The 23,440-nt window shown below is 66.0% G+C and carries 20 protein-coding genes; 12 read left to right on the top strand and 8 right to left on the bottom strand.

Annotated features, from left to right (window positions below; translation table 11 throughout):
• Nucleotides 1-256 precede the first annotated feature (256 nt).
• The gene (locus ACVISU_RS20500) at nt 257-1,669 is read right to left on the bottom strand and encodes a TAXI family TRAP transporter solute-binding subunit (RefSeq protein ID WP_244522233.1); all 1,413 of its coding nucleotides are present in this window, start codon (nt 1,667-1,669) and stop codon (nt 257-259) included.
• A gap of 211 nt (nt 1,670-1,880) precedes the next feature.
• Here ACVISU_RS20500 and ACVISU_RS20495 point away from each other — a divergent pair, with 211 nt between their 5' ends.
• Nucleotides 1,881-2,186, top strand: a complete 306-nt coding sequence (locus ACVISU_RS20495; RefSeq protein WP_050404938.1) for a 4a-hydroxytetrahydrobiopterin dehydratase — start codon at nt 1,881-1,883, stop codon at nt 2,184-2,186.
• Nucleotides 2,187-2,281: 95 nt separating this feature from the next.
• Entirely contained in the window at nt 2,282-2,662 is a 381-nt protein-coding gene (locus ACVISU_RS20490) for a YkvA family protein (protein ID WP_456708114.1), read from the top strand.
• A gap of 102 nt (nt 2,663-2,764) precedes the next feature.
• On the opposite strand, the gene ACVISU_RS20485 is transcribed toward ACVISU_RS20490, so the two are convergent.
• Nucleotides 2,765-3,745, bottom strand: a complete 981-nt coding sequence (locus ACVISU_RS20485) for an NADPH:quinone oxidoreductase family protein (protein ID WP_456708113.1) — start codon at nt 3,743-3,745, stop codon at nt 2,765-2,767.
• A 105-nt stretch (nt 3,746-3,850) separates the two neighbouring features.
• Between ACVISU_RS20485 and ACVISU_RS20480 the strand changes: the two genes are divergently transcribed.
• The 6 genes from ACVISU_RS20480 to argG all read left to right on the top strand — a co-directional run bounded on the left by ACVISU_RS20480 (nt 3,851) and on the right by argG (nt 9,658).
• Complete coding sequence (locus tag ACVISU_RS20480; RefSeq protein ID WP_456708112.1) at nt 3,851-4,690, top strand: SDR family oxidoreductase; 840 nt, start codon at nt 3,851-3,853, stop codon at nt 4,688-4,690.
• Nucleotides 4,691-4,883: 193 nt separating this feature from the next.
• Nucleotides 4,884-5,477 carry an invasion associated locus B family protein gene (locus ACVISU_RS20475; protein WP_430641599.1) on the top strand — a complete coding sequence of 198 codons (594 nt, stop codon included), beginning with the start codon at nt 4,884-4,886 and terminating at the stop codon, nt 5,475-5,477.
• A 74-nt stretch (nt 5,478-5,551) separates the two neighbouring features.
• The gene (rlmN, locus tag ACVISU_RS20470; RefSeq protein ID WP_050404943.1) at nt 5,552-6,766 is read left to right on the top strand and encodes a 23S rRNA (adenine(2503)-C(2))-methyltransferase RlmN; all 1,215 of its coding nucleotides are present in this window, start codon (nt 5,552-5,554) and stop codon (nt 6,764-6,766) included.
• A gap of 117 nt (nt 6,767-6,883) precedes the next feature.
• The gene (locus ACVISU_RS20465; protein ID WP_456708111.1) at nt 6,884-7,408 is read left to right on the top strand and encodes a hypothetical protein; all 525 of its coding nucleotides are present in this window, start codon (nt 6,884-6,886) and stop codon (nt 7,406-7,408) included.
• Nucleotides 7,405-8,187, top strand: a complete 783-nt coding sequence (locus tag ACVISU_RS20460; RefSeq protein WP_456708110.1) for a phosphatase PAP2 family protein — start codon at nt 7,405-7,407, stop codon at nt 8,185-8,187. The genes ACVISU_RS20465 and ACVISU_RS20460 overlap by 4 nt, the downstream gene beginning before the upstream one ends.
• A 133-nt stretch (nt 8,188-8,320) precedes the next feature.
• Nucleotides 8,321-9,658, top strand: a complete 1,338-nt coding sequence (argG, locus tag ACVISU_RS20455; RefSeq protein ID WP_456708109.1) for an argininosuccinate synthase — start codon at nt 8,321-8,323, stop codon at nt 9,656-9,658.
• A 133-nt stretch (nt 9,659-9,791) separates the two neighbouring features.
• Here the strand turns inward: argG and ACVISU_RS20450 are convergent, their stop codons facing one another.
• Entirely contained in the window at nt 9,792-10,379 is a 588-nt protein-coding gene (locus tag ACVISU_RS20450) for a TetR/AcrR family transcriptional regulator (RefSeq protein WP_456708108.1), read from the bottom strand.
• Nucleotides 10,380-10,474: 95 nt separating this feature from the next.
• On the opposite strand from ACVISU_RS20450, the gene ACVISU_RS20445 reads away from it, so the two are divergent.
• Both ACVISU_RS20445 and ACVISU_RS20440 read left to right on the top strand, forming a co-directional pair.
• Nucleotides 10,475-10,840, top strand: coding sequence for a hypothetical protein (locus ACVISU_RS20445; protein WP_050404948.1), 366 nt, complete (start codon nt 10,475-10,477; stop codon nt 10,838-10,840).
• 108 nt (nt 10,841-10,948) lie between these two features.
• Nucleotides 10,949-12,703: an alkaline phosphatase gene (locus ACVISU_RS20440; RefSeq protein WP_456708107.1), complete on the top strand. Its 1,755-nt coding sequence runs from the start codon at nt 10,949-10,951 to the stop codon at nt 12,701-12,703.
• Between the two features lie 231 nt (nt 12,704-12,934).
• On the opposite strand, the gene ACVISU_RS20435 is transcribed toward ACVISU_RS20440, so the two are convergent.
• The 5 genes from ACVISU_RS20435 to ACVISU_RS20415 form a co-directional block, all read right to left on the bottom strand.
• Nucleotides 12,935-15,208, bottom strand: a complete 2,274-nt coding sequence (locus tag ACVISU_RS20435; protein ID WP_456708106.1) for an OmpA family protein — start codon at nt 15,206-15,208, stop codon at nt 12,935-12,937.
• A gap of 230 nt (nt 15,209-15,438) precedes the next feature.
• The gene (locus tag ACVISU_RS20430) at nt 15,439-15,672 is read right to left on the bottom strand and encodes a hypothetical protein (protein WP_456708105.1); all 234 of its coding nucleotides are present in this window, start codon (nt 15,670-15,672) and stop codon (nt 15,439-15,441) included.
• Nucleotides 15,673-15,791: 119 nt separating this feature from the next.
• A complete protein-coding gene (locus ACVISU_RS20425) occupies nt 15,792-16,178 on the bottom strand; it encodes a VOC family protein (RefSeq protein WP_456708104.1) in 387 nt (128 codons plus the stop codon).
• A 304-nt stretch (nt 16,179-16,482) separates the two neighbouring features.
• A complete protein-coding gene (locus ACVISU_RS20420) occupies nt 16,483-18,546 on the bottom strand; it encodes an ABC transporter ATP-binding protein/permease (RefSeq protein WP_456708103.1) in 2,064 nt (687 codons plus the stop codon).
• A gap of 177 nt (nt 18,547-18,723) precedes the next feature.
• Nucleotides 18,724-20,868: an ATP-binding protein gene (locus ACVISU_RS20415; protein ID WP_456708102.1), complete on the bottom strand. Its 2,145-nt coding sequence runs from the start codon at nt 20,866-20,868 to the stop codon at nt 18,724-18,726.
• Nucleotides 20,869-21,200: 332 nt separating this feature from the next.
• On the opposite strand from ACVISU_RS20415, the gene ACVISU_RS20410 reads away from it, so the two are divergent.
• Both ACVISU_RS20410 and feoB read left to right on the top strand, forming a co-directional pair.
• On the top strand, nt 21,201-21,488 hold the full coding sequence (locus tag ACVISU_RS20410; protein WP_456708101.1) for a FeoA family protein: 288 nt from the start codon (nt 21,201-21,203) through the stop codon (nt 21,486-21,488).
• On the top strand, nt 21,485-23,359 hold the full coding sequence (gene feoB / locus ACVISU_RS20405) for a ferrous iron transporter B (RefSeq protein WP_456708100.1): 1,875 nt from the start codon (nt 21,485-21,487) through the stop codon (nt 23,357-23,359). Before ACVISU_RS20410 ends, feoB begins: the two co-directional genes overlap by 4 nt.
• Nucleotides 23,360-23,440 lie beyond the last annotated feature (81 nt).

The following is a 23,440-nucleotide window of genomic DNA, read 5'->3' as shown; positions in this document are numbered from 1 at the left end:
TCAGAGACAGTGCGCTTCGTAAGGTGGGCACGCACGTCAGGCTCCTTCCCCCCTTGCGGGGGAGGGGTGGGGAGAGGGGTAAGCCCCGAGCGAGATGTCCGTTGAGAACGACGCCTTCGCAGCTCGGTCGCCTGTTGTCGAACTGCATCTTGAGAGAGCACGTCGTGTGGCACCCCTCTCCCTAACCCTCCCCCGCAAGGGGGGAGGGAACGGAGAGAGTTCGTTCGCCGATGGCGTAGTCGTGCAGTATGGAGACCTACGCCGTGCCCGCCGCCCTGAACTGGCTCGCCGCGCGCTGCAAATTCTGCGGCATGCTGAGCAGCAGCGCCTTGCGGTCGGCGACGGCGTTATGGAACTGCTCGAGCGCGATGTTGAACGCGGTCAGCGTGCCTTCCTCGATGGCGCCGTGCTCGAAGCAGTCCAGCGTGTGGCGCAGGATGTCGTCGGCTTCCGCCTGCAGCTGGTCGAGCTCGTCGGTCGAATCGCTCTGCCGCGCAGTCTTCAGCATCTCCAGCAGGCGCTCGCGCTGCGAGGTGTTGGTGTTGCGTTCGTCCTGCTTGAGATAGCCGGCGAACCATGCACCGGCCGAGCCCATCGCCGAGAACGCCATCAGGCTCCACCAGATGTAATCGCTGTAGCGGTCGAGGAAGGTCTTTTCCTCGCCATCGACGAAGGCGGCCGCGCCGGGATGCACCGGGATGGTGGCGTCCTTGTCGGTGTCTGGCGTCTCGATCTTGGCGGCGAGCGGGAAGTCGTTCTTGAGCGATTGCCGGATCGCGAACAATTGCCGGGTGAATGCCGCGACGGTGGCGTCCGACAGGCCCTTTCGCGCGACGATATGGTGCGAGAAGCTGATCGTCTTCACCTCGTCGTCGGGCCGGTCGGCCGAGCCGAGCGAGCCGGCGGGAATTTCCGCGGCCTCATAGGCCGGATGGTTCTGCGCAATCGCCTCGGACGCGTCGATCGGCAGGAAGGTGGGCTCGCCGCCGTCCTTGGCCGACGCCGTGATCGCATCGATGGTGAGCTTGCTGTTGGCCGGCCCCACGGCGAGATAGGCGTCGGCCTTCAGGTTCTTGATGGCGTCGACCGCTTCATTGGCCGGGAACTGCACGATCTCGACCTTCATCGGGTCGACACCGTATTGCGTCAGGATCAGCTTCAGCAGATTGACGTTGGCCGGGGTGCGGCCGACGACGCCGATCTTGCGGCCGGCAAGCTGTGCGATCTTGGTGATCTTTGCAGCCTTGCGGCCCTTGCTCTTGCCCTTGGCTGCGGGCGGCACCCACATCACCACGACGTTCTTGCGCAAGGTTGCGACCGCCTGCGCATTCTTCGGCACATCGAGATCGCCGCGGATGATGGCGAGGTCGGCCTTGCCGTCCGCCAGCGTCTGCGCGCTGGCGCTGGCGCCGTCGGTCTGCACCGGGCGGAGCTTGACCTGGGTGTGCTGCTGGTTGTTGAAGGCCTGCGCCAGCGCCTGCACCACCTTGACGTCGTCGCTGTTGGCGGGGCCGACCGCGATCTTCAGCGTCACCGGGCGCACCGCGAAATAGTAACCGGCGATCGTCGCGCCGATGATGGCGAGCGCGCCTGCGATCAACACGAACATCAGCCGTCGCTTTGCGGAGCGCAGCGGCTTGGGCGATATGCTGGCGGAGCCGTCTGTCATCGATCTCGCAAACAATCGTCGGGGCTCAATCTCGTAAAACTACCAACGCGCACACATCCGCTACTTGTAGCAAATTCCTGGAGCCACAGATGTTACATCTCCGTCATGGTTACCAGCGGCGATAGGACGCTATTTCGGCCTTAATTTCGGCGTGGATCCCCCTCGAAGGCCGGTTGTTGGGATAAGGTCGGCGTCAAACGGGAGGGTTGCCATGGTCGAAAGGCTGTCAGCGGAAGCAAGGAAGGCCGCGCTTTGGGAACTGGCCGGCTGGTCGGAGCTGGCCGGGCGCGAGGCGATCGCAAAGACCTTCGTGTTCAAGGACTTCAACGAGGCCTTCGGCTTCATGGCGCGCGCCGCTTTGGTCGCCGAGAAGAGCGATCATCACCCCGAATGGAAGAACGTCTACAAGACGGTCGAGGTCGTGCTGGCGACCCACGATGTCGGCGGGGTGACCAAGCGCGATATCGACCTCGCCAAGGCGATGAACGCGATTGCAAGGCAGCTCGGGGTCAGTTGACCCGGCTGCCGCGCAGCCTTGCGCCGGTTGGCCGACATCCCCAGATTCGCATCGTCCGCCGCCGATCCGTCGCGCGGCACTGAGGGAACCTTGCGATGCCGTCGACCGACAGCGGCGTGGGATTCGGGCCTGCCGACCGGTTGGCGCAGGACCCCGAAAGCCTGCGCCGCCGCTTCTGGATCAAGTTCAAGAAAGTGGTGGCGCGGCTGCCTTTCGCCGAGGATCTGCTGGCCGCCTATTACTGCGCCTTCGACCGGCAGACGCCGCGCCATGTGCAGGCCGCGCTGCTCGGCGCGATCGCCTATTTCATCCTGCCGTTCGACTTCATCCCGGACATGCTGCCGGTGCTCGGCTTCACCGACGATGCCGCGGTGCTCGCAACCGCGATCCGCATGGTGGCAAACCACATCAAGCCCGAGCACCGCGAAGCCGCCCGCGCCGCGTTGAAGCGCGGGGTGCCTGAGAGCACCGAATAAGAAGTAGCCCGGATGAAGCGAAGCGCAATCCGGGTCTTTCTCGCAATCGATCGAGCGGTCCCGGATTTCGCTACGCTCCATCCGGGCTACGCTATTCTTCCGTCAGCTTCCCGGATGCAGGATCACCTTGCCCATCGCCTTGCGGCCGGCGAGCACTTTCAGGGCCTCTGCAGTCTGCGACAGCGGGAAGGTCCGGTCGACATGCGAGGAGATCTTGCCTTCCGCGGTCCACTGCACGAGCTTCTCGAGGTTCTTGCGGTTCTTCTCCGGATTCTGCCGCGCCCACGCGCCCCAGAACACGCCGCGGATGTCGCAACCCTTCAGCAGTGCGAGGTTGAGCGGAATCTTCGGAATGTCGCCGGCGGCAAAGCCGATCACCAGGAAGCGGCCTTCCCATGCGGTCGAGCGCAGCGCCGCCTCGGCATAGGCGCCGCCGACCGGATCGAACACGATGTCGGCGCCCTTGCCATCGGTCAGCTTGCGCAGGCCTTCTTTGAGATCTTCCTTGGCGTAGTTCAGCGTCAGCTCGGCGCCGTGCTGCTTGGCGAATGCGAGCTTCTCGTCCGACGACGCGCAGGCAATCACCTTCAGGCCCATCAGTTTGCCGAGCTCGCACGCGGCAAGGCCGGTGCCGCCGGCGGCGCCCAGCACCGCGAGCGTCTCGCCCGGCTTCGGGCTGGCGCGATCTTCCAGCGCATGCAGCGCGGTGCCGTAGATGATGATGATGCCGGCGGCGCGGTCGTAATCGAGATTGTCGGGAATCTTCACGATCGTATTCGCCGGGAGCGCGATCTTGTCGCGCGCGCCGTTGTGGCCGCATGACGCAGCGACGCGGTCGCCGACCTTCAGGTCGGTGACGCCGGCACCGATGCTCTCGATCACGCCGGCGACTTCGGCGGCCGGCGAGAATGGGAACGGCGGCTTGATCTGGTACTTGCCCTGGATCATCAGGATGTCGAAGAAATTCAGCGCCGCCGCCTTGATCGCGATCACGGCTTCGCCCGGGCCGGCCACCGGATCGGGCACGTCAGCCAGAACGAGATCGTCGGGTTGACAGTATTGCGAGCAGAGGATGGCTTTCATGGACACACCTGAGTTTCGGACGCAGAAAGAACTGCAAGATCTTGGACTACAAGCTTCATGCCGGATTTGTGGCGGAGCGACAATACAGTGCGGAGGGATCAAACTATGTTTGAAAAGGGCCTGCTAGCGAAAAAGCGCATCCTGATCACCGGCGGCGGCTCCGGCCTTGGTGCTGCGATGAGCGCCCGCTTCGCCGAACTCGGTGCCGAGCTGATCATCTGCGGCCGGCGCGAGGCGCTGCTGGAGGAAACCGCAGGCAAACTCCGCAGCGAGCTCGGGGCCAAGGTGTCGACCGCGCGCTGCGATATCCGTGACGGTGCCGCGGTCGAGGCGATGATGGATCAGGTCTGGCAGGACGCGCCTATCGACGTTCTCGTCAACAATGCTGCCGCAACCTTTATTGCGCAGAGCGAACATTTGTCATTCCGCGCGGCGGACGCGATCCTCGCACCGACGCTGCATGGCACGATGTATTGCACGCTCGCCGCGGGCCGCCGCTGGATCGAAGGCAAGCAGAAGGGCGTGGTGCTCTCGATCCTCTCGACCTCGACCATCACCGGCCGCGCCTTCACGGTGCCGTCGTCGATGGCCAAGACAGCGGTGCTGGCGATGACCAAGAGCCTTGCCGTCGAGTGGGGTCCGAAGGGCATCCGCACCGTGGCGATCGCGCCGGGCGCGTTTCCGACGCCGGGTGCGACCGGGCAGTTGCGTCCCGAAGGGCGCAGCGAGACCTGGTCGCAGCGCAACCCGCTCGGCCGCGCCGGCGAGCATTCGGAGCTCGCCAATCTGGCGACCTTCCTGATCTCCGATCAGGCCGGCTACATCAACGGCGAGATGGTGGTGCAGGACGGCGGCGCGCATTTGCGCAGTTCCGGCGCCGAAGACCTGCTGCAATGGACCGACGAACAGTGGGAGAAGCAACGCGCGGCGCGCGCCACGGGCTGATCGAGGGATGATCAAGGGCTGATGCGCGACAACGAGCGCTGAATTGCGACGATGCGCGTGCGGCCGTGGCCGGCACGCGCGTTCGGGTCGAACTGCCTTCCCAAAAAAGCGTTTCCCGGTTATCCATCCGAGCCGGCGGAGGGGGAATCGCCGGGCCATCTTGCAGTCACAATGATGGGGGAACCAGTTGGCTGTGCGGCAGATTCTGACATCACTGGCGGCTTGTATCCTGTGCGGGATCATCTCCCTCGCGGCAGCGCAGGCTGCACCCAGGAAGGATGCGGCCAAGGAAGCAGCAAAGTCGGCGCCTTCGGCCGCCGCGGCTGCGGCCGGCGGTGCTGAGCCGACGCTGATCGGCCAATTCGGAACCTGGGGCGCCTACACCGCATCGCCGAACGGCAAGAAGGTGTGCTTTGCGCTCGCCAAGCCGTCGTCGTCGAAGACTAACCCGCCGAACCGGCCGCGCGATCCGGCCTATGCCTTCATCTCGACCCGCCCGGCCGAGAAGGTCGTCAACGAAGTCTCGATTATGATCGGCTACACCGTGAAGCCGGGCTCGGAATCGACGCTCCAGGTCGGCGGCGGAACCTATGCGATGTATACCCAGGGCGACGGCCTCTGGATCAAGAATGCGGCCGAGGAGGAGCGGATGGTGGAAGCCATGCGCAAATCGGCCGATCTGACCGTAAAAGCGGTCTCGGCCAAGGGTACCGAGACGATCGACAGCTTCTCGCTGAAGGGCCTGGCGCAGGCGCTCGACCGGCTTGGGCAGGACTGCCGGCGTTAAGACCGACTCTGAGACGTGAAATTGAGGCATTTGGCGGCTTTCCAGCACCGGCTGGAAGGCCTATTTGAGGTTTCATGACCGACACCGTGACCACGACAGCCGTGTCCGGCGCCAGCGCGCTGGTCGAAAAGGTTCCGCTCGAGACCTATGTGCCGCCGGCCAAGCCGTCGCTGATCGGGCTGTCGCGCGCCGAAATCGCCGACCGCCTCGGCGAGATCGGGGTGCAGCCGGCGCAGCGCAAGATGCGCACCCAGCAGCTCTGGAACTGGATGTATTTCCGCGGCGCCAAGAACTTTGGCGAGATGACCAACGTCTCAAAGGACATGCGCGCCCAGCTCGAGAAGCATTTTACCGTCGACCGTCCCGAGGTGGTCGCCGAGCAGATCTCCAATGACGGCACGCGCAAATGGCTGCTGCGGCTGCCGAGCGGAAACAATCTGGAGAAGCCGCACGAGGTCGAATGCGTCTACATCCCCGAGACCGATCGCGGCACGCTGTGCGTCTCTTCGCAAGTCGGCTGCACCTTGAACTGCTCGTTCTGCCACACCGGCACGCAGCGGCTGGTGCGCAACCTCACCGCCGGCGAGATCGTCGGCCAGGTGATGGTGGCGCGCGACCGGCTGAACGACTGGGCCGACCGCGAGGACGGCACGCGGCGCGTCACCAACATCGTGATGATGGGGATGGGCGAGCCGCTGTACAATTTTGAAGCAGTGCGCGATGCGCTCCTGATCGTCGGCGACAACGAAGGCATCGGCATCTCTCGCCGCCGCATCACGCTGTCAACCTCGGGCGTGGTGCCGAACATCAAGCGTACCGGTGAGGAGATCGGTGTGATGCTCGCGATCTCGCTGCATGCGGTGCGCGACGACTTGCGCAACGAGCTGGTGCCGCTGAACCGTAAATACCCGATCAAGGAACTGCTGCAGGCTTGCCGCGACTATCCCGGCGCGTCGAACGCGCGGCGCATCACCTTCGAATATGTGATGCTCAAGGGCGTCAACGATTCGCTCGACGATGCGAAACTGCTGGTGAAGCTGCTCAAGGGCATTCCGGCCAAGATCAATCTGATCCCATTCAACCCGTGGCCGGGCACCGCCTATGAATGCTCGGACTGGGAGCAGATCGAAAAATTCTCCGAATACATCTTCAATGCCGGCTATTCCTCGCCGGTGCGCACGCCGCGCGGCCGCGACATCCTCGCCGCCTGCGGCCAGCTCAAGTCGGAGACCGAAAAGCTTTCGGCCCGCGAGCGCCAGGCGCTGCGTGCGATGGCGATGACGGATTGAGACGTGCCGCCCTCGATGCAGTTCGTCATTGCGAGGAGCGAAGCGACGAAGCAATCCATGTCTCGGCAAGTGGCGAAGTGGATTGCTTCGCTCCGCTCGCAATGACGGGGAGGTAGCATGGCCCTGATCGGCCGCCTGTTCGTCGTCGCGTTCGGCTTCCTGATGGCCTGCTTCGTGGCCGGGATCATCGTGGTCGTCGCGGTGTTGTATCCGGAGATCAGCGATTTCGGTGGCCAGATCGATCAAAGCGCGATCGACATCGTGCTCGGCTTCGGCTTCGGCTTCATCTTCATCTCAGGCTTTGCGCTGCTGCCCGCGCTGATCGTGGTGCTGCTGACTGAAGCCTTCTTCATCCGGAGCGTGCTGGCCTATGCAGTCGGCGGCGCGATCGTCGGCGCGGCCTGCTATCTCGGCCTGGTTCCGTTCGATCCCGACATGATGCAGTTTCACGGCATCGTGCGCCGGCACATGGAGATCATGACCGGCGCCGGCATCGTCGCGGGCCTGGTCTACTGGCTGATCGCCGGCCGCACCGCCGGCGCCTGGCGCGAGCCGCCGCGCCCCCCCCGCCTTTGCCGTCGCAATCGCCGCGGCCGTGATGCTTCCCATGCCCCACCGCCTCGGCTAAACCGCGCGCCATGAACCGGACCGGACTCTTCATCGCGCTGGCGCTCGCGCTCATCATCGGCATCCTGTTTGGGGCCTATCCCGAACTCGATCTGAAGCTCGCGGCGCTGTTCTACGATACCGCGGAAAAAACCTTCCCCGTGAAGCTCGACGCGGTGGCGCAGTTCGCGCGCGATGCGGCGATGTGGATCGCCTGGGCGCTGGTGCTGCCGGCGATCGTGACCATCGTCTGGAAATTCATCCGGCCGGATCGGCCGATGCTGATGTCCGGCCGCGCCGCGGTGTTCCTGCTCACCACGATGCTGCTCTCGGCCGGCGTGCTCACCAACCTCACCTTTAAGAACTATTGGGGCCGGCCGCGGCCGGTGTTCGTGACGCAGTTCGGCGGCGACCTGCCATTCAAGCCGTGGTGGGATCCGCGCGGCGGCTGCCCACGCAACTGTTCGTTCTTCTCCGGCGAGGGCGCCACCGCGTTCTGGACCTATGCGCCGGCGGCGCTGACGCCGCCCGCCTGGCGGCCGCTGGCTTTTGCCGGGGCGACCGCGTTCGGCATCGTCACCAGCGGGCTTCGCATGGCCTTCGGCGGCCATTTCTTCACCGACGTCGCGATCGCCGGCCTGGTGTCGTTCTTCACCGTCTGGCTGTTCTATGCGCTGATCTACCGCTGGGCCGCGACCCGGCTGACCGACGAGGCGGTCGATGCCGCGCTGACGCGGCTGGCGATGCCCGGCTACCGGCTGATGCAGCGCTGGCGCCGGGGCGGCAAGGCCGAGCCCGGCGGTACGGAAGCCTGATTAAAGGCGTGCCCAGGCTCCGGAAATTTGATATTCGCCCCCAGAGCATGATCCGGAAAACTGGAAGCCGGTTTTCCGAAAAAGATCATGCTCAAAACAGTAGCATCCCGATTTCGACCGATTGGACCGTCCCATGAGTACGATTCTGAAAAGCCTGCCCACCGGCGAGAAAGTCGGCATTGCGTTCTCGGGCGGGCTCGACACCTCAGCGGCGCTGCTCTGGATGAAGCTGAAGGGCGCCAAGGTCTTTGCCTATACCGCCAATCTCGGCCAGCCCGACGAGGCCGATTACGACGCGATCCCGCGCAAGGCGATGGATTTTGGCGCCGAGAAGGCCCGCCTGGTCGATTGCCGCACCCAACTGGTGCATGAGGGCATCGCCGCGATCCAGTCCGGCGCGTTCCACATCTCGACCGGTGGCATCACCTATTTCAACACCACCCCGCTCGGCCGCGCGGTGACCGGCACGATGCTGGTCGCGGCGATGCAGGAGGACGGCGTCAACATCTGGGGCGACGGCTCGACCTATAAGGGCAACGACATCGAGCGCTTCTACCGCTACGGCCTGCTGACCAACCCGAGCCTGCGCATCTACAAGCCCTGGCTCGACCAGCAGTTCATCGATGAGCTCGGCGGCCGCGCCGAGATGTCGGCGTTCATGACCGCGCAGGGTTTTGCCTACAAGATGAGCGCGGAGAAAGCCTATTCGACTGACAGCAATCTGCTCGGCGCGACGCATGAGGCCAAGGATCTCGAAAGTCTTGCGAGCGGCATCACCATCGTCAATCCGATCATGGGCGTCCCGTTCTGGCGCGCCGACTGCGACGTCAAGGCCGAGAAGGCCACGGTGCGCTTCGAGGAAGGCCAGCCGGTCGCGCTGAACGGCAAGACGTTCGCCGATCCGGTCGCGCTGTTCCTGGAGGCCAATGCGGTCGGCGGCCGCCACGGCCTCGGAATGAGCGACCAGATCGAGAACCGGATCATCGAGGCCAAGAGCCGCGGCATCTACGAGGCGCCCGGCATGGCGTTGCTGCACATCGCCTATGAGCGGCTCGTCACCGGCATCCACAACGAGGATACGATCGAGCAGTACCGCATCAGCGGCATGCGGCTCGGCCGCTTGCTCTATCAGGGCCGCTGGTTCGATTCGCAGGCCCTGATGCTGCGCGACACCGCGCAGCGCTTTGTGGCGCGCGCCATCACAGGCGAGGTTACGCTCGAACTGCGCCGCGGCAACGACTACTCGATCCTCAACACCGAGAGCCCCAACCTGACCTATGCGCCGGAGCGGCTCAGCATGGAGAAGGTCGAGGACGCCGCCTTCTCGCCGGCCGACCGCATCGGCCAGCTGACGATGCGCAACCTGGACATCGCCGACACCCGTGCCAAGCTCGGCCTCTACAACAAGACCGGCTTGATCTCGAGCGGCGGAGGCTCGCAGATCTTCCAGCTCGAGAACGACAAGCAGTGAGGCGAGGCGCCACCGCCGTCATTGCGAGGAGCGAAGCGACGAAGCAATCCATCTTTCCGCGCGTGTGGAGGGATGGATTGCTTCGCTGCGCTCGCAATGACGGTGGAAAGAGCGTGGTCACAGATTCTTCTATTCACTTCACCCTGAGCGCATCCAGCAGCGAGCCGAACGCGCGCGCGTAATCCGTGCCGGTCTTGCCGATATCGGGCCCCGCGGACACCGCGACCGCAGCTTCGGTCACCGCGCCGAGCAGCAGCCGCGCCAGGGGTTCGATCGGTTGCCGCGCGATCACGCCGGCATCCATTGCAGCCGCCAGCGCGCGCGGAAATTTGCCGCCGAAATGTTTTGCGTCGATCTCGCGCCAGCGCTCCCAGCCAAGCACGGCCGGGCCGTCGCGCAAAATGATCTGGCCGATCGGGCCTTTTGAGCACGCCGCGAAATAACCCTGCGTTCCCGCCGCCATTGCCGCGAGCGGGTCGTTCTCGGCGCGCGAGATGCGGTCGAGATCGGCGACGAGGTCTATCGAGACCTGCTCGAACACGGCCTCGAACACCGCCTCCTTGGTCGCGAAGTGATGATAGACCGCGCCCTTGGCGACGCGCGCGCCGCTCGCGATGTCGTCCATCGTTGCCGCCGCAAAGCCGCGTTCGCCAAAAATGCGCCGCGCCGCCTTGACGATCGCGGCTCTGGTCTTCTCGCGCCGTTCGGCCTGGGTTGCCATGATGAATGTCTAGCCCAGGTTCCGCAGCAGCGCCAGTTGACTTACCGACTGTCAGTCGATAAATACCGACCATCAGTCGGTAAATGGAGAGTGCCATGCCTTCCCTCGAGACGCTGCAAGCCTTCGCGGACACGGTCGAATCCAACGACCATGTCGGCGCAATCAGGAAGTTCTATACGGCCGATGCCCGCACCCAGGAGAACGACGGCGAATGGCGCGTCGGCCGCGAGGCGCTGGCGGCGCGCGAAGCGGCGGTGCTGGCTGCGGTCTCCGGCGTAAAGACCACACGGCTCGGACCGCTGCTGCTCGACGGCGACCATTCGGCGATCTGCTGGCGATTCGAATTCACCGGCAAGGACGGCAAGGTCCGTAGCATGGAGGAGGTCGCCTGGCAGACCTGGCGCGGCGAGGAGCTGATCGAGGAGCGCTTCTTCTACGATCCGCAGCAGATGGCGCGCTGACTCCCGTCCTTGCGGCAATACGTCCCGGCGCCGCCTCATTGCGGCGTCATCCGCCGCAACTAGCCTCCGCCCCGGCACGCATCGTGCGCAAGGGACGGAGCATCGATCATGATCAAGTCATTGGCCGGCGTGGCCGTCACGCTGCTGGTGTCGGCGGCGCCGGCGCTCGCCCAGACCATCTATCCGATCGATCGCGCCGAGATCCTCGTCGGCGCCAAATTCGACTTCAAGGTCGAATTTCCCGGCCTCGTCGATCAGGCCCGGCTGAAGGTGACGCTGAACGGCGCGGACCATGCTGCGGTGTTCGGCCAGAGCGGTACGTTCATCGCGCGCGAGGCCGGCAAGGATCAGTCGGCGTTGCTGCTTCGCGATGTCTCGCTCGCCCGGCCCGGCCCCGTCACCGTCGAGGTCAGCGACGGCACGCAGAGCCGTAACGTGACCTGGACGGTCTACGACACCGGGCCGCGCAAGGCGAAGAACGTGATCCTGTTCATCGGCGACGGGATGTCGCCGGCGCATCGCGTCGCCGCGCGAATCCTCTCCAAGGGAATCGCGGAAGGCAAGAGCCGCGGCAAGCTCGCCATCGACGACATGCCGCACATGGCGCTGGTCGCGACCGCAGGCTCCGATTCGATCATCACCGACTCGGCGAATGCCGCGAGCGCCTACGCCACAGGCCACAAGGCCGCGGTCAATGCGCTCGGCGTCTACGCCGATCGCACGCCCGATCCGCTCGACGACCCCAGGGTCGAGACCATCGCAAGTCTTGCCAAGCGGGCCGGCCTCGCCGTCGGCATCGTCACCAACACCGAAATCGAGGACGCGACGCCGGCCGCGATGGTCGCGCATACCCGCCGCCGCGCCGCGTATGATGCGATCGTCGCGCAGTATTTCGATGCGAAGCCGGATGTGCTGATGGGCGGCGGCGCCGCGAATTTCCTGCCGCAATCCGCCGCGGGATCGAAGCGCAAGGACGATGTCGATTATCTCGCCCGCTTCCGTGACGCCGGCTATCCGGCCGCGACCACCGCAGCCGAGCTGAGTGCGCTCGCCGCGAAGCCCGCGACGCGCCAACTGCTCGGCCTGTTCGCCCCCGGGAACATGGACGGCGCGCTCGACCGCAAGTTCCTCAAGGGCGGCGGCGTCAGGAAATTTCCCGAGCAGCCCGACCTGACCGAGCAAGTCCAGGCGGCGCTCACCGTTCTGTCGAAGCATGATGCCGGTTTCTTCCTGATGGTCGAGTCCGGCCTGATCGACAAATACGCCCATCTGCTCGACATGGAGCGCGCGGTCTACGACACCATCATGCTCGATAATGCGGTCCGGCTGGCAAAGGACTGGGCCAAGGCGCGCAACGACGACACGCTGATCCTGGTCGTTGCCGACCACAACCATCCGAACAGCCTGGTCGGCACCATCAATGACGACATGACTGCTGTACCCAACGTGCCGCTGCGCGAGCGCGTCGGCGTCTACGACAAGGCCGGCTTTCCGAATTACCCGGCGCCCGATGCCGAGGGCTATCCGTCACGCGTCGATGTCTCCAGGCGGCTTGCGATCTTCTCGGCCAGTCTGCCGGACCATTACGAGACGTTCCGTCCGAAGCTCGACGATCCGAACGAGCCGACCGTGAAGGGCGATCAGGGCGACACCTTCAAGGCCAACGACAAGTACAAGGACGTTCCCGGCGTCGTGCTGCGTTTCGGCAATCTGCCGGCGATGATCGGCGCCAGCGTGCATTCCGGCGAGGATGTCATCCTCACCGCGACCGGGCCAGGCAGCGAGCGCGTCCACGGTTCGATGGACAACACCGAGGTGTTTCGCGTGATGGTCGATGCGCTGGGGCTGGGGGCGGGGAAGTAGGAAATGATGTTGGCGTGAGCGGCGACGCTTCTCCGACCTCCCCTTGAAAAGTCCTTGAAAAGGGGAGGTCGCTTTGCTCGTCAGAGCAAAGCGGGTGGGGATCTGCTCTCTCCGTGAGCAGCGTCGCCTGCGGCTCGGCCCCTCCCGACCTTCCCCCGTTCAGGGGAAGGAGACCAAACAGAAATGGCCGGGATCGCTCCCGGCCATTTCGTATCGTGATGTGGCGCCGGCTCAGCGCGGCGGCGCGGCGGAGGCGGTGCCGCCGTTGAGCAGCGGGGTGATGCGGCGAACGGTGACGCGCCGGTTGATGCGGCTCGGTCCGTCGGTCTGCTCCTTCAGGTACTGCGAGCCGTAACCCTGCGAGGTCAGGTTTTCCGCCGGAACGCCGAATTGCTGCGTCAGCAGCTCGGCGGCGGATTGCGCACGGCGGTCGGACAGCGACAGATTGTCGGTGTCGTTGCCGGTCGCATCCGTATGGCCTTCGATCAGGAACACCTCGCGCGGATTGCGCTGGATGGCCCGGTTGAGACCGTCGGCGATCACCTGCAACCTCGCCGCCTGATCCGGCGGGATGGTCCACGAACCGGAGTCGAAGTTGATCGTGTTGAGGTCGATGCTCGGCATCTGCATGCGGACATTGGGGCTGTAGCGGATCTCTTCGAGCGAGTAGCGCCGATCGATCCGCTGCACCGGCGGTGCCTCCATGGTCTCGTAGATCACGTCGGGCGACGCTTCCTGAGCGTCGACGATGTAGCGATCGTAGGGAATGTTGACCACCGGCGGCGGCACGTCGACATAGAAGCCGCCGACCGCGCGCGGATCGCGATAGCTGTTGTCGATGATGACGAGCTCGCGCCCGCCGGGATCCCTGCGGATCCGGCGCAGCATCTGGCCGTCGGCACCGACCACCGTGATGATCTCGCTGCCATCGGGACGGACCACAATGGTGCGGGTTTCGCCGCCGATCGTTTCGGTGCGGATGTCACGCGCGCCATAGCGGAAACGATAGACGTCGTCGCCGCGCACATAGGCCTGGCCGCTCGGGTCGCGAATGATGACCCGGTCCGGTTCGGTGTAGATGGTGCGGCCGTCTTCGACGACCTCCTGCCGCTGGCCGCGCAGGTCGGCGATGCTCCCGCCGATGATCGCACCGGCCACCACGCCCGCACCGACCGCGGCGCCGATCGCAAGCGGCGTAATGTTGTCATGCCGCGGCGGCGGCGGCAGCGGCGCTGCGACCGCAGGCGCGGCCCGGAATGCCGGTGCAACCGTCGGCGGGGCGTATTGCGCCTTGCCGGGCGGAGGCGTTGCAGCCGCCGAGCCGGGGACGACGGTCGGTGCCGCGGGCGCGCCCATGGCGGCTCCCTGGGCCGGTGACACGCCGGGCGCAACGCCCGGGCGTGCCTGCTGAGCCGGAGCCGGTGTCGTGCCGGGAGCGCCCATTGCCGCGCCCGGAGCCGGAGGCGTTCCGGGCGGCGTGGCTGGACGTCCCTGCTGACCCGGAGCCGGTGGCGCTGGCGTGGCGCCCGGCGGCGTGGTTGCGGCGGGCGGGGCGCCGGGGGTGCCAGGTCGTGCCGGCGGCTGCCCGCCAGCGGCGGGAGGCGTCGTCGGTGTGGCAGGCGCAGGCGTTGTCGGTGTTGCGCCGGGCGCAGGCGTGGGCGGTGTACCGGGCGGTTGCTTGGCACCGCCAGGACGCTCACCGTTAGGCCGTTCGCCGCGCTCGCCGCGTGGGCGTTCGCCCGGTGCCACTGACGGAGCTGCAGGTGTTGGCGTTGCGGCCGCGGGCGGCGTGCCGGGGCGTGCTGCGGGAGCGGCGGTGCCCGGCGCTGCCGGTGTTGCGGCACCCGGGGCCGGCGTCGGCGGCGTGTGCGCGGGACCTGCGCCGGGCGCCGGTGTACCCGGGCGTTGTGGTGCTGCGGCAGGCGGCGGCGGGGTCGGCGTCGGATGTGCGGGCGCCGCTGCCGGTGGCGGTGGCGTCGCAGGCTTCGCGGGCGCCGCTGCAGGCGGCTCCGGCCGTGCGGGTGCAGCCGGCGGCGGTGGCGTTGCTGGCTTCGCGGCCGGTGGCTCGGGTCGCACGGGTGCGGCTGCCGGCGGAGGCGGCGCCGGGCGCGCTGCGGGCGGTTCGGGCCGTGCAGGAGCGGCCGGCGGAGCAGGGTGTGCGGGCGCGGCCGCGGGCGGCGGAGGCGGAGCGGGGCGTGCAGGCGCGGCTGCGGGCGGAGCTGGCGGCGTCGGATGCGGCGCGGCCGCCGGAGGTGGCGGTGTCGGATGAGCAGGCGCAGCTGCCGGAGGTGGCGCCTGCGGATGCGGTGCGGCTGCGGGCGGAGCCGGATGCGCGGGAGCGCCCGGCGCGGGCCGCGGCTTGGGCTTTCCGTCGGGTCCGAGCTCTTCCTTTGGCTGCGCTTGTGCGACGACCAGCGGCGAAGTTTGTGCGTGCGACGCTGAGGCGGCGAATTGCATCACCGTCAGCGCAGTCGTGGCGAGCAGCACGAGACGAAGCTTTGTCATGGTATTGGAGTCCCCGGGCGGAAAGTCTGGGCAGGAGAGAAAGTGAGAGCCGAACAATTCGGCAGGACGATGAATTGCCAGCCGTTAGGCCGGATTGTGGCGAGCACCGAATCATCGGCGAAGTTTATTTCGACATTATAACGGGTTGCATGTGCCTTTGTTCACTGGCCATTCAGAAGAAACGCTCGGACACACTCGCGATCGATGTGGAACTGAGGCGCGCTCGTGAATCAGCGGGCTGCGGGGCGATCTGTCGCAGGCGGTGGACCGGATGGTCCGGGCGGTCCGCGCACCGGTGATTCGTCGGGCGTGTTGCCGGGCAACTCATCCGGTCGTGGCGGCTCGCCGGGTTCGCGCACCGGCGGTGGAACCTCAGGCTGCGGATTGCCGGGCGGAATTCCCGGCGGCGGTTCGCTCGGATTGCCCGGCGTCGCGGGCGGAATCTCGGGTGGTTCGATCGGCATCAGATCGAGACCCTGTTGCCGATGTCGGGTCCGCTGATGTCAGGTCGCATTGCGCGCATCGATCGCTCCATCGAAGTTCCAAGCGATAACGGATCGCGCGCCGCGCCGTTCCCCTGAACTCATCCGGGGGTGTGGCAGACCGCTTCGATATTGTGGCCGTCGGGATCGAGCACGAAGGCGCCGTAATAGTTCGGATGATAATGCGCGCGAATGCCGGGCGCGCCGTTGTCGCGGCCGCCGGCCGCCATCGCGGCCTTGTAGAAGGCGTCGACGGTGGCGCGGTCCTTGGCCGCAATCGCGATATGCACCGGCTTGTTCAGCGCGCCTTCGCCGCCGATCCAGAAATCCGGCTTGCCGTCGGCGCCGAAGCCTGCCGCTGGCGCGTGCCCCGCAACTTCAGCAGGCACTTCCATGATCAGGCCGTAACCGAGCGGCGCCAGCGCCGTCTGGTAGAACGCCTTCGCGCGCTCGTAGTCGGAGACCGAAAAGCCGATATGGTCGATCATTGCGAGCTTCCCTTGCTGTGCCGCATTGTCATGCGCACCTCCCCTTGAAACGGGGCAATGACGATGTAGCCCGGATGCAGCGAAGCGCAATCCGGGCTGCTCTAGCCGAGGATGGTCTGACCCCGGATTTCACCGCGCTTCATCCGGGCTACGATCCCGTCGTCATGCAATTGCGTCCGCGTTCTCGCTTCGCCTCCTCTTCGAAAGGGGCTAACGCCTGGCGAAATGTCGTTGCGGGGGATCGCATATGGCCCATCGAAAGCGGCGCATGCATAGCCGGTCGTGACGGGAGCGCCAACGCCCGCTATGCCGCCTTGTCCGACACCTTGGCCGAGGCTCGCTGTTGGCGCAAGAAGCGCCCGAGCAGCCGCCGCTTGCCCTTGCGCGGGATCAGCTTGACATCGCTGACCAGCTTCGCGCCGCCCTTGCGGCGCTCCAGCACGATCTTGCGGCTATGGAATGCCTCGAGCTCGACGCGATGGGCGACGCTGACGATGGTCGCCTTCGGCAATTCCGTCGTCACCATCTCCATCATGTTGTCCTGGCTCTTCTCGTCGAGCGCGGAAGTCGCCTCGTCGAGCACGACGATGTCGGGGTTGTGCAGCAGCAGCCGCGCAAAGGCGAGCCGCTGCTTCTCGCCGCCGGACAGCGTCTGGTCCCACGGCGCCTCCTCCTCGATCTTCTCCTTGAGATGGTCGAGCCCGACCTTGTGCAAGGCGTCGCCGATCTCATCGACGCTCCAGTCCTCGGCGGCGCCGGGATAGGCCACCGCGCGCCGCAGCGTGCCCGAGGGCACGTAGGGCTTTTGCGGCAGCATGAACAGGCGGCGGTCCGCGTGCAGGCCGACGCTGCCGCCGCCCCATGGCCACAAGCCGGCGATGGCGCGCACCAGCGTGCTCTTGCCGGTGCCGGATTCGCCGGCGACCAACAGCCGCTCGCCCGGCTCAATGACCACTTCGGTCTCGCCGACCACGGCGGTGCCGTCGTCGAGCGTGACGGAAAGGTCGTTGAGGCTCAGCATGGCATCGCCCTCGGTCTCGCCACGCTCGATGCGGCCGAAGCCGTCGCCGGTCTCGGCGCGCTCCAGCCCGTCAAGCGACATCATCAGCGAGGCGATGCGTCGTGCGCAGGCGTTCCAGTCGGCGAGCCGCGGATAGTTGTCGACCAGCCAGCCGAACGCCGTCTGCACGATAGTGAAGGCCGAGGCTGCCTGCATCACCTGGCCGAGCGACAAGCTGCCATCGAGGAATTTTGGCGCGCACAGCAGCAAGGGGACCACCGGCGCAATGAGATTCGATCCCTGCGATACCAGCGTCGTGCGCATGTGCTGCCCAGCGAGCCGCGCCCATTGCCGCAACACGTTCGAGAACGCCTTGTCGATGCCGTCGCGCTCCTCGGTTTCGCCGCCGAGCAGCGCGATGCTTTCGCCATTCTCGCGCACGCGGGTCAGGATGTAGCGGAATTCCGCTTCCGCCTGGTTCTTGTCCTCGGAGATCTGCACGAAGCTGCGGCCGATCGCCGTGATCGAGCCCGACGCGACCGCCGCATAGATGATCGCAGCAATGACCAGGAAGCCCGGGATACTGATGGACGAGCCGCCGAGCGTCACCGTCAGCGCGCCGCCGATGGTCCAGAGCACCACGATGAAGGTGACGGCCGAGAGCAGCGCCGACGTCACGCCAGCGATGAAGTCGACCGGGGAGTCGGTTGCGATCCGCAGATCCTCGGCGATGCGGTATTCCGGATTCTTGTGGTCGCCGTCGACCAGATTGAGCTGGTAGTAGCGGCCGTTCGCCAGCCAGCGCGACACGACGGCGTTGGTCAGCCAGGCGCGCCAGCGCCGCTGAATACTCATGCGACCGAACACCTGGCCAACGCCCAGCAGCACGCTGCCGATCGCAAGCGGAAAGAAGATGGCCGTCAGGTGGAACACCGCGGCCGAGTCGCGCTTCTCGATCGCATCGAAGATCGCGCGATTCCAGACATTGATGCCGTACTGCACGGCGACGTTGGCGACGATCAGCAGCAGCAGACCGATCGTGAACAGCCATGCCAGCCGGTCGCCGCCTTGGCTCCAATAGCCGCGCGCGCTGATCCAGAACCGCGTCAGCAGATAGTCCTTGCGCGCTTGTTCGGCCTCTTCGGGCGACAGTTCGGGATCGGGCTCGACAACGTCCGGCGGCGGCGGTTCGACATGGTCGCCGTTTTCGGCGACGATCTCGACGAATTCCGATTTGTCGTCGGCTTTGCCCTGTGCGGCAGCGGTGTCTTCGGTACCGCCGCGCGTCGCGCCCGCTTTCCGAGGCGCGTTGGTCTTCGCCGGCGCGGGCCTGTTCGACGATCCGGATTTTGCCTCGGCTTTGCGCATCGCGCGATAACGCGAGGGAAATCAGAAGGTTCCAAGCCAATTCCGGCGTATGCGACGGGATGATCCGACGGGCAAGCCGGCAAAATCCGTCAATGGCTGAGCCGCAAACCCAGTGTCATCCCTGCGAAAGTTTTCGCAGGCGCGGCAGCGAATGCGCGATACGCGTACGCGGTTCATTCACCCCGCCGGCGCCTGGTCCCGCTTCAGCCGGCGCGAGCGGGTGGCCTTGTGCAGCACCCGCGCCAGCTGCTCGGCCGAATACGGCTTCTGCAGCAGCTCGAAGCCGCCGCTGCCTTGCTGCGACAGCACCTGGCTGTAGCCGGAAGCAAGCACGATCGGCAGGTCGAGGCCCTGCCGGCGGATCTCCTCGGCAAGCTCGATGCCGCTCATGCCGGGCATCACGACATCGGTGAACACGAGGTCGAACCTGTCGGGGTCGACGGCCAGCTCCTCCAGCGCGTAGGTGGCGTTCTCCACGAGCACGCAGGTGCAGCCGAGCTGGGTCAGCGTGTCGGCGGCGAACTTTCCGACCTCGGCATTGTCCTCGACGATGAGGACCGACGCGCTGGTCGGCTCGACCGACGGCGCGTCCTCCGTGAGCGGCGATTGTGCGTTGTGCTTGCCGACGACACGCGGGAGATACAGCGTGAACGTCGAGCCCTTGCCGACTTCGCTGGTCACGGTGACCTCGCCGCCGGATTGCTTGGCGAAGCCGAACACCTGCGACAGGCCAAGGCCGGTGCCGTGACCGACCTCCTTGGTGGTGTAGAACGGCTCGAAGATGCGGCCGAACAGCTCCTGCGGGATTCCGACGCCGGTATCGGTCACCGACACCGCGACATGGCCGTGCTGGCTCGGCGGCGTGATCGCCTCGGCCGGCAGATTGCTCACGGCGCGGACCGCGATCGTGAGCCGGCCGACGCCGTCCATCGCGTCGCGCGCATTCACCGCCATGTTGATGATGGCGGTCTCGAACTGGCCCGCATCGGCGTTGACGAGGCAGGTCTCGTCCGGCACCTGCGCCGTGATCTCGATCCGCGAGCCGATCAGGGTGGTGATCATCTCGCTCAGGGTGCGGACATTCTGGCAGACGTCGAACACCTCGGGCTTCAGGGTTTGGCGGCGCGCGAACGCAAGCAGCTGGTTGGTCAGCTTGGCGGCGCGGTTCACGGTGTTGGAGATCGCATCGATATAGCGCTGCCGCCTCGCCTCCGGCAGGTCCGACCGCCGCAGCATGTCGACCGACGCGCGGATCACGGTGAGCAGATTGTTGAAGTCATGCGCGACGCCGCCGGTGAGTTGTCCGAGCGCCTCCAGCCGCTGACCATGCCGCAGCGCGTCCTCGGCTTCGATGCGCCTGTCGGCTTCCTCCAACATGCGCTCAGTTCTCTGATAGGCGAGCACGAGCAGGCCGAACAGCAGCGCGGTCGCCGGTATGCCGAAGATCAGGTGCTGCGCCATGGTCGATATCCAGCGCGCATGGATCGCCGAGGTTTCGAGCCCCGCGCTGACATAGATCGGGTACTCGGCCAGCCGCTGATAGCGCATGCGCCGTTCGATGCCGTCGGCCGGCGAACGGATCGTCATGCCGCCGGCTTCGGGATTGGCGACGATCTGTCGCCCGAGCGGGCCGCTCGGCTCGAACCTGGCGTCGTGGTCGATGACCGGAAAATGCGCCAGGATCGAGCCATCGGTCCGGATCAGCGCCAGGAAGCTGCCGGGCTCGCGGCCGATCTTGGCGTAGAAATTCTCGAAATATTCCGGAAGCACGGAGGCCTGGATCACGCCGCCAAAGCTGCCGTCCTCGTTGTTGCGGCGGCGGCCGACGCTGAAGAACCGCGCACCCTGATAGGGTGGCCGCGGCGTCAGCACCTCGCCGATATAGGTGCCGATGTCGCGCTCGGCGTGGATGCGGAAGTAATCCCGATCGGAGAAATCGATGCCGGGGGCCGGTTGCACCAGGCTGTTGACCAGGGCATGGCCGTTGGCATCGAACACCCAGATCGATTTCACCTGGGGGAGCGCGTCCGCGAGCCGGCGCAGCCGCTCGTGCAGGCCCTTCTCGCGCGCGACGATCTCGGCGTCGCCCATGCCGCGGACGACCTCGGTGACCTCGGCAAGGCTGCGGTCGATGGTCTCGAACACCTTGAGCGCGTGCTCGTGGGCGACGTCGAGCGTGCGCTGGATCTCCTGGTCGGCGGCCTCGCTGGTCGACATCCGGGACATCGAGGATGCAAACACGAACAGCGCCAGCGGAAGGGCCAGCGATGCGGCCATCATCCATTGCAGCAGTCTCAGCGAATTGCGTTGTGCGGTCTGCACGGGCGCTCCGGCTCCTTGCGGACCTTAACGCAAACCGTCGCGCCGGAGGAAGCAAAACCCCGTCCCGGCACCCGGCGCCGCGGCTGCCTCGCCTTGCAGCCGCCGGTCAAGGTTACCGGAGGCCAACCCGGATCGATCAAGTGCGAGCCGGCACGCGTCCGGGGCGACGCAGGGCGGATGCCGCCTGGCGTCATCACGACCCTGTTGCTCCACGCCGGCCGTTAAGCGGAAAAACGACCCAGATGACGCTTCCCGGCGCTGTTTTTAGGGGTTCTAAAACCTCTCACGGGCAAATGCTTGACCCTATGACTAGCTGCTGAAAAACAGGCCGCATGACAGGCGATCCAAACTCCTCCCAGGATAAGCTACAGGACATCCGGCTCGGACATGCGGATCGCGGTTTTGTCGGAAAAATCATCAGGCTCGATGCGCTCGTGACGGGTTCATCGCTGTCTCCGCAGGAGCTCGAGCAGCGCCTGGTGGAGATGGGATTTGTCGAGGGCGCACGCGTGGAAATCCTGCATGAAGGCACCATCCGGCGGGATCCGATCGCGGTGCGCGTCGACAACATCACGATCGCGCTGCGTCGGAGCGAAGCCATGGCTGTGATCGTCGAATGACAACTGCATCCTTGCGCCTGGCGCTGGTGGGCGCGCCGAACACCGGCAAGACGTCGCTGTTCAACAGTCTGACCGGCAGCCGCCAGAAGGTCGCCAATTATCCCGGCGTCACGGTCGAGCGCAAATCCGGCGGATTCGTCACGCCGGAGGGCCGCAGCGTGACGGTGCTCGACCTGCCCGGCACCTATTCGCTGCGCGGCCGCAGCCCGGACGAGGAGATCACCCGCGACATCGTGCTCGGCCGCTTCGACGGCGAGGCCGTGCCCGATCTCGTGCTCTGCGTCGCCGACGCCACCAATCTGCGGCTGACCTTGCGGCTGGTGCTCGAGCTGAAGCGCGTCGGCCGGCCGATGATGCTCGTGCTCAACATGATCGACATCGCGAAGCGCCGCGGCGTAACGATCGATCTCGATCGCATGTCGCAGGAGCTCGGCCTACCGATCGTGACCTCGGTCGCGGTCCGCAAGGGCGGTGTCGACGAGCTCTTGAAGCGGACTGACGAATTCCTGGCGAAGTCGCACGAGGTGGCGGCCAGCCAGTGGACGACGCCGACGATCGCGGACCTCAAGGCCGCGCAGCGCGAGGCGGACCGCATCATTGCCGCAGCGGTGACACTGCCGACCAAGCCCGACACGCTGACCAACCGGATCGATTCGGTCGTGCTGCACCCGGTCTGGGGTCTCATGATCCTCGCCGTGATCCTGTTCGTGATGTTCCAGGCGGTGTTCACCTGGGCGCAGCCGGCGATGGAGTTGCTGTCGGGCGGCTTCGCCGCGCTCGGGCAGCTGATCCACGATCTGCTCCCCGAAAGCTGGAGCCTGTTGCAGAGCTTCCTGCAGAACGGCCTGATTTCGGGCGTCGGCAGCGTCATCGTGTTCCTGCCGCAGATCATCATCATCTTCCTGTTCATCTTGCTGCTGGAAGATTTCGGCTACATGGCGCGCGCCGCATTCCTGATGGATCGCATCATGGGCGGCGCCGGGCTGCATGGCCGCGCTTTCATTCCGCTGCTGTCGAGCTTCGCCTGCGCCATTCCCGGCATCATGGCGACGCGGGTGATCGACAACCGGCGTGATCGCCTGACCACGATCCTGATCGCGCCGCTGATGACCTGCTCGGCGCGAATTCCGGTCTATACGCTGATCATCTCGGCGTTCGTTCCGGCGACCACGCTGTGGGGCTTCGTCAATCTGCAGGGGCTCGTGATGTTCGGCCTCTATGCCGCCGGCATCACCAGCGCGCTGACGGTCTCGGCGATCGCAAAGTTCTTCCTGTGGCGCGACCATGCGCCGGCGCCGTTCCTGCTGGAATTGCCCGACTACAAGGTGCCGCGGCTGCGCAGCATCGCGATCGGCGTGCTCAATCGCGCCAAGATGTTCCTGTATCGCGCCGGCACCACGATCCTCTCGATGATGGTGCTGATCTGGTTCCTCGCCTCGTTCCCGACCGCGCCCGCCGGCGCCGAGGGGCCGGCGATCAATTACAGCTTCGCGGCGATGATCGGCCATGCGCTCGAGCCGCTGCTGCGGCCGATCGGCTTCAACTGGCAGATCGCGGTGGCGCTGATCCCGGGCATGGCGGCGCGCGAGGTCGCGGTCGCGGCGCTCGGCACCGTCTATTCGATCGAGGGCGGTAAGGAGGCGGCGGAGCAGATCGGCCAGGTGCTGGCACAGAAATGGACGCTGGCGACCGCGCTGTCGATGCTGGTCTGGTACATCTTCGCCCCGCAGTGCGCCTCGACGCTCGCGGTGATCCGCCGCGAGACCGGCGGCGCGAAGTGGATGGTCGTGACGTTCCTGTACATGCTCGCGCTGGCCTATGCCGCGAGCTTCCTGACCTTCAATCTGGCGCAGGCGCTGGGGCTGCATTAGCCGGGCCGTTGCGTTCTGTCGCGGCGGCAATGGGTGCAACCGGGCGGGCGACGCAGTAGAGTTCGTTCGGGGCGCCTTGCG

The organism is Bradyrhizobium sp. USDA 4452, assembly GCF_054063575.1.
This window is presented reverse-complemented; position numbering and strand designations above follow the sequence as displayed.

What these genes read in the sequence shown, in the direction of transcription:
- ACVISU_RS20495 (WP_050404938.1), top strand. Translation starts at nt 1,881, where the DNA reads ATGGTCGAAAGGCTGTCAGCGGAAGCAAGGAAGGCCGCGCTTTGGGAA.
- ACVISU_RS20410 (WP_456708101.1), top strand. Translation starts at nt 21,201, where the DNA reads ATGACAGGCGATCCAAACTCCTCCCAGGATAAGCTACAGGACATCCGG.
- ACVISU_RS20435 (WP_456708106.1), bottom strand. Translation starts at nt 15,208, where the DNA reads ATGACAAAGCTTCGTCTCGTGCTGCTCGCCACGACTGCGCTGACGGTG.
- ACVISU_RS20490 (WP_456708114.1), top strand. Translation starts at nt 2,282, where the DNA reads ATGCCGTCGACCGACAGCGGCGTGGGATTCGGGCCTGCCGACCGGTTG.
- ACVISU_RS20425 (WP_456708104.1), bottom strand. Translation starts at nt 16,178, where the DNA reads ATGATCGACCATATCGGCTTTTCGGTCTCCGACTACGAGCGCGCGAAG.
- rlmN (WP_050404943.1), top strand. Translation starts at nt 5,552, where the DNA reads ATGACCGACACCGTGACCACGACAGCCGTGTCCGGCGCCAGCGCGCTG.
- ACVISU_RS20500 (WP_244522233.1), bottom strand. Translation starts at nt 1,669, where the DNA reads ATGACAGACGGCTCCGCCAGCATATCGCCCAAGCCGCTGCGCTCCGCA.
- ACVISU_RS20450 (WP_456708108.1), bottom strand. Translation starts at nt 10,379, where the DNA reads ATGGCAACCCAGGCCGAACGGCGCGAGAAGACCAGAGCCGCGATCGTC.
- ACVISU_RS20440 (WP_456708107.1), top strand. Translation starts at nt 10,949, where the DNA reads ATGATCAAGTCATTGGCCGGCGTGGCCGTCACGCTGCTGGTGTCGGCG.
- ACVISU_RS20420 (WP_456708103.1), bottom strand. Translation starts at nt 18,546, where the DNA reads ATGCGCAAAGCCGAGGCAAAATCCGGATCGTCGAACAGGCCCGCGCCG.
- feoB (WP_456708100.1), top strand. Translation starts at nt 21,485, where the DNA reads ATGACAACTGCATCCTTGCGCCTGGCGCTGGTGGGCGCGCCGAACACC.
- ACVISU_RS20480 (WP_456708112.1), top strand. Translation starts at nt 3,851, where the DNA reads ATGTTTGAAAAGGGCCTGCTAGCGAAAAAGCGCATCCTGATCACCGGC.
- ACVISU_RS20430 (WP_456708105.1), bottom strand. Translation starts at nt 15,672, where the DNA reads ATGCCGATCGAACCACCCGAGATTCCGCCCGCGACGCCGGGCAATCCG.
- ACVISU_RS20445 (WP_050404948.1), top strand. Translation starts at nt 10,475, where the DNA reads ATGCCTTCCCTCGAGACGCTGCAAGCCTTCGCGGACACGGTCGAATCC.
- argG (WP_456708109.1), top strand. Translation starts at nt 8,321, where the DNA reads ATGAGTACGATTCTGAAAAGCCTGCCCACCGGCGAGAAAGTCGGCATT.
- ACVISU_RS20465 (WP_456708111.1), top strand. Translation starts at nt 6,884, where the DNA reads ATGGCCCTGATCGGCCGCCTGTTCGTCGTCGCGTTCGGCTTCCTGATG.
- ACVISU_RS20485 (WP_456708113.1), bottom strand. Translation starts at nt 3,745, where the DNA reads ATGAAAGCCATCCTCTGCTCGCAATACTGTCAACCCGACGATCTCGTT.
- ACVISU_RS20460 (WP_456708110.1), top strand. Translation starts at nt 7,405, where the DNA reads ATGAACCGGACCGGACTCTTCATCGCGCTGGCGCTCGCGCTCATCATC.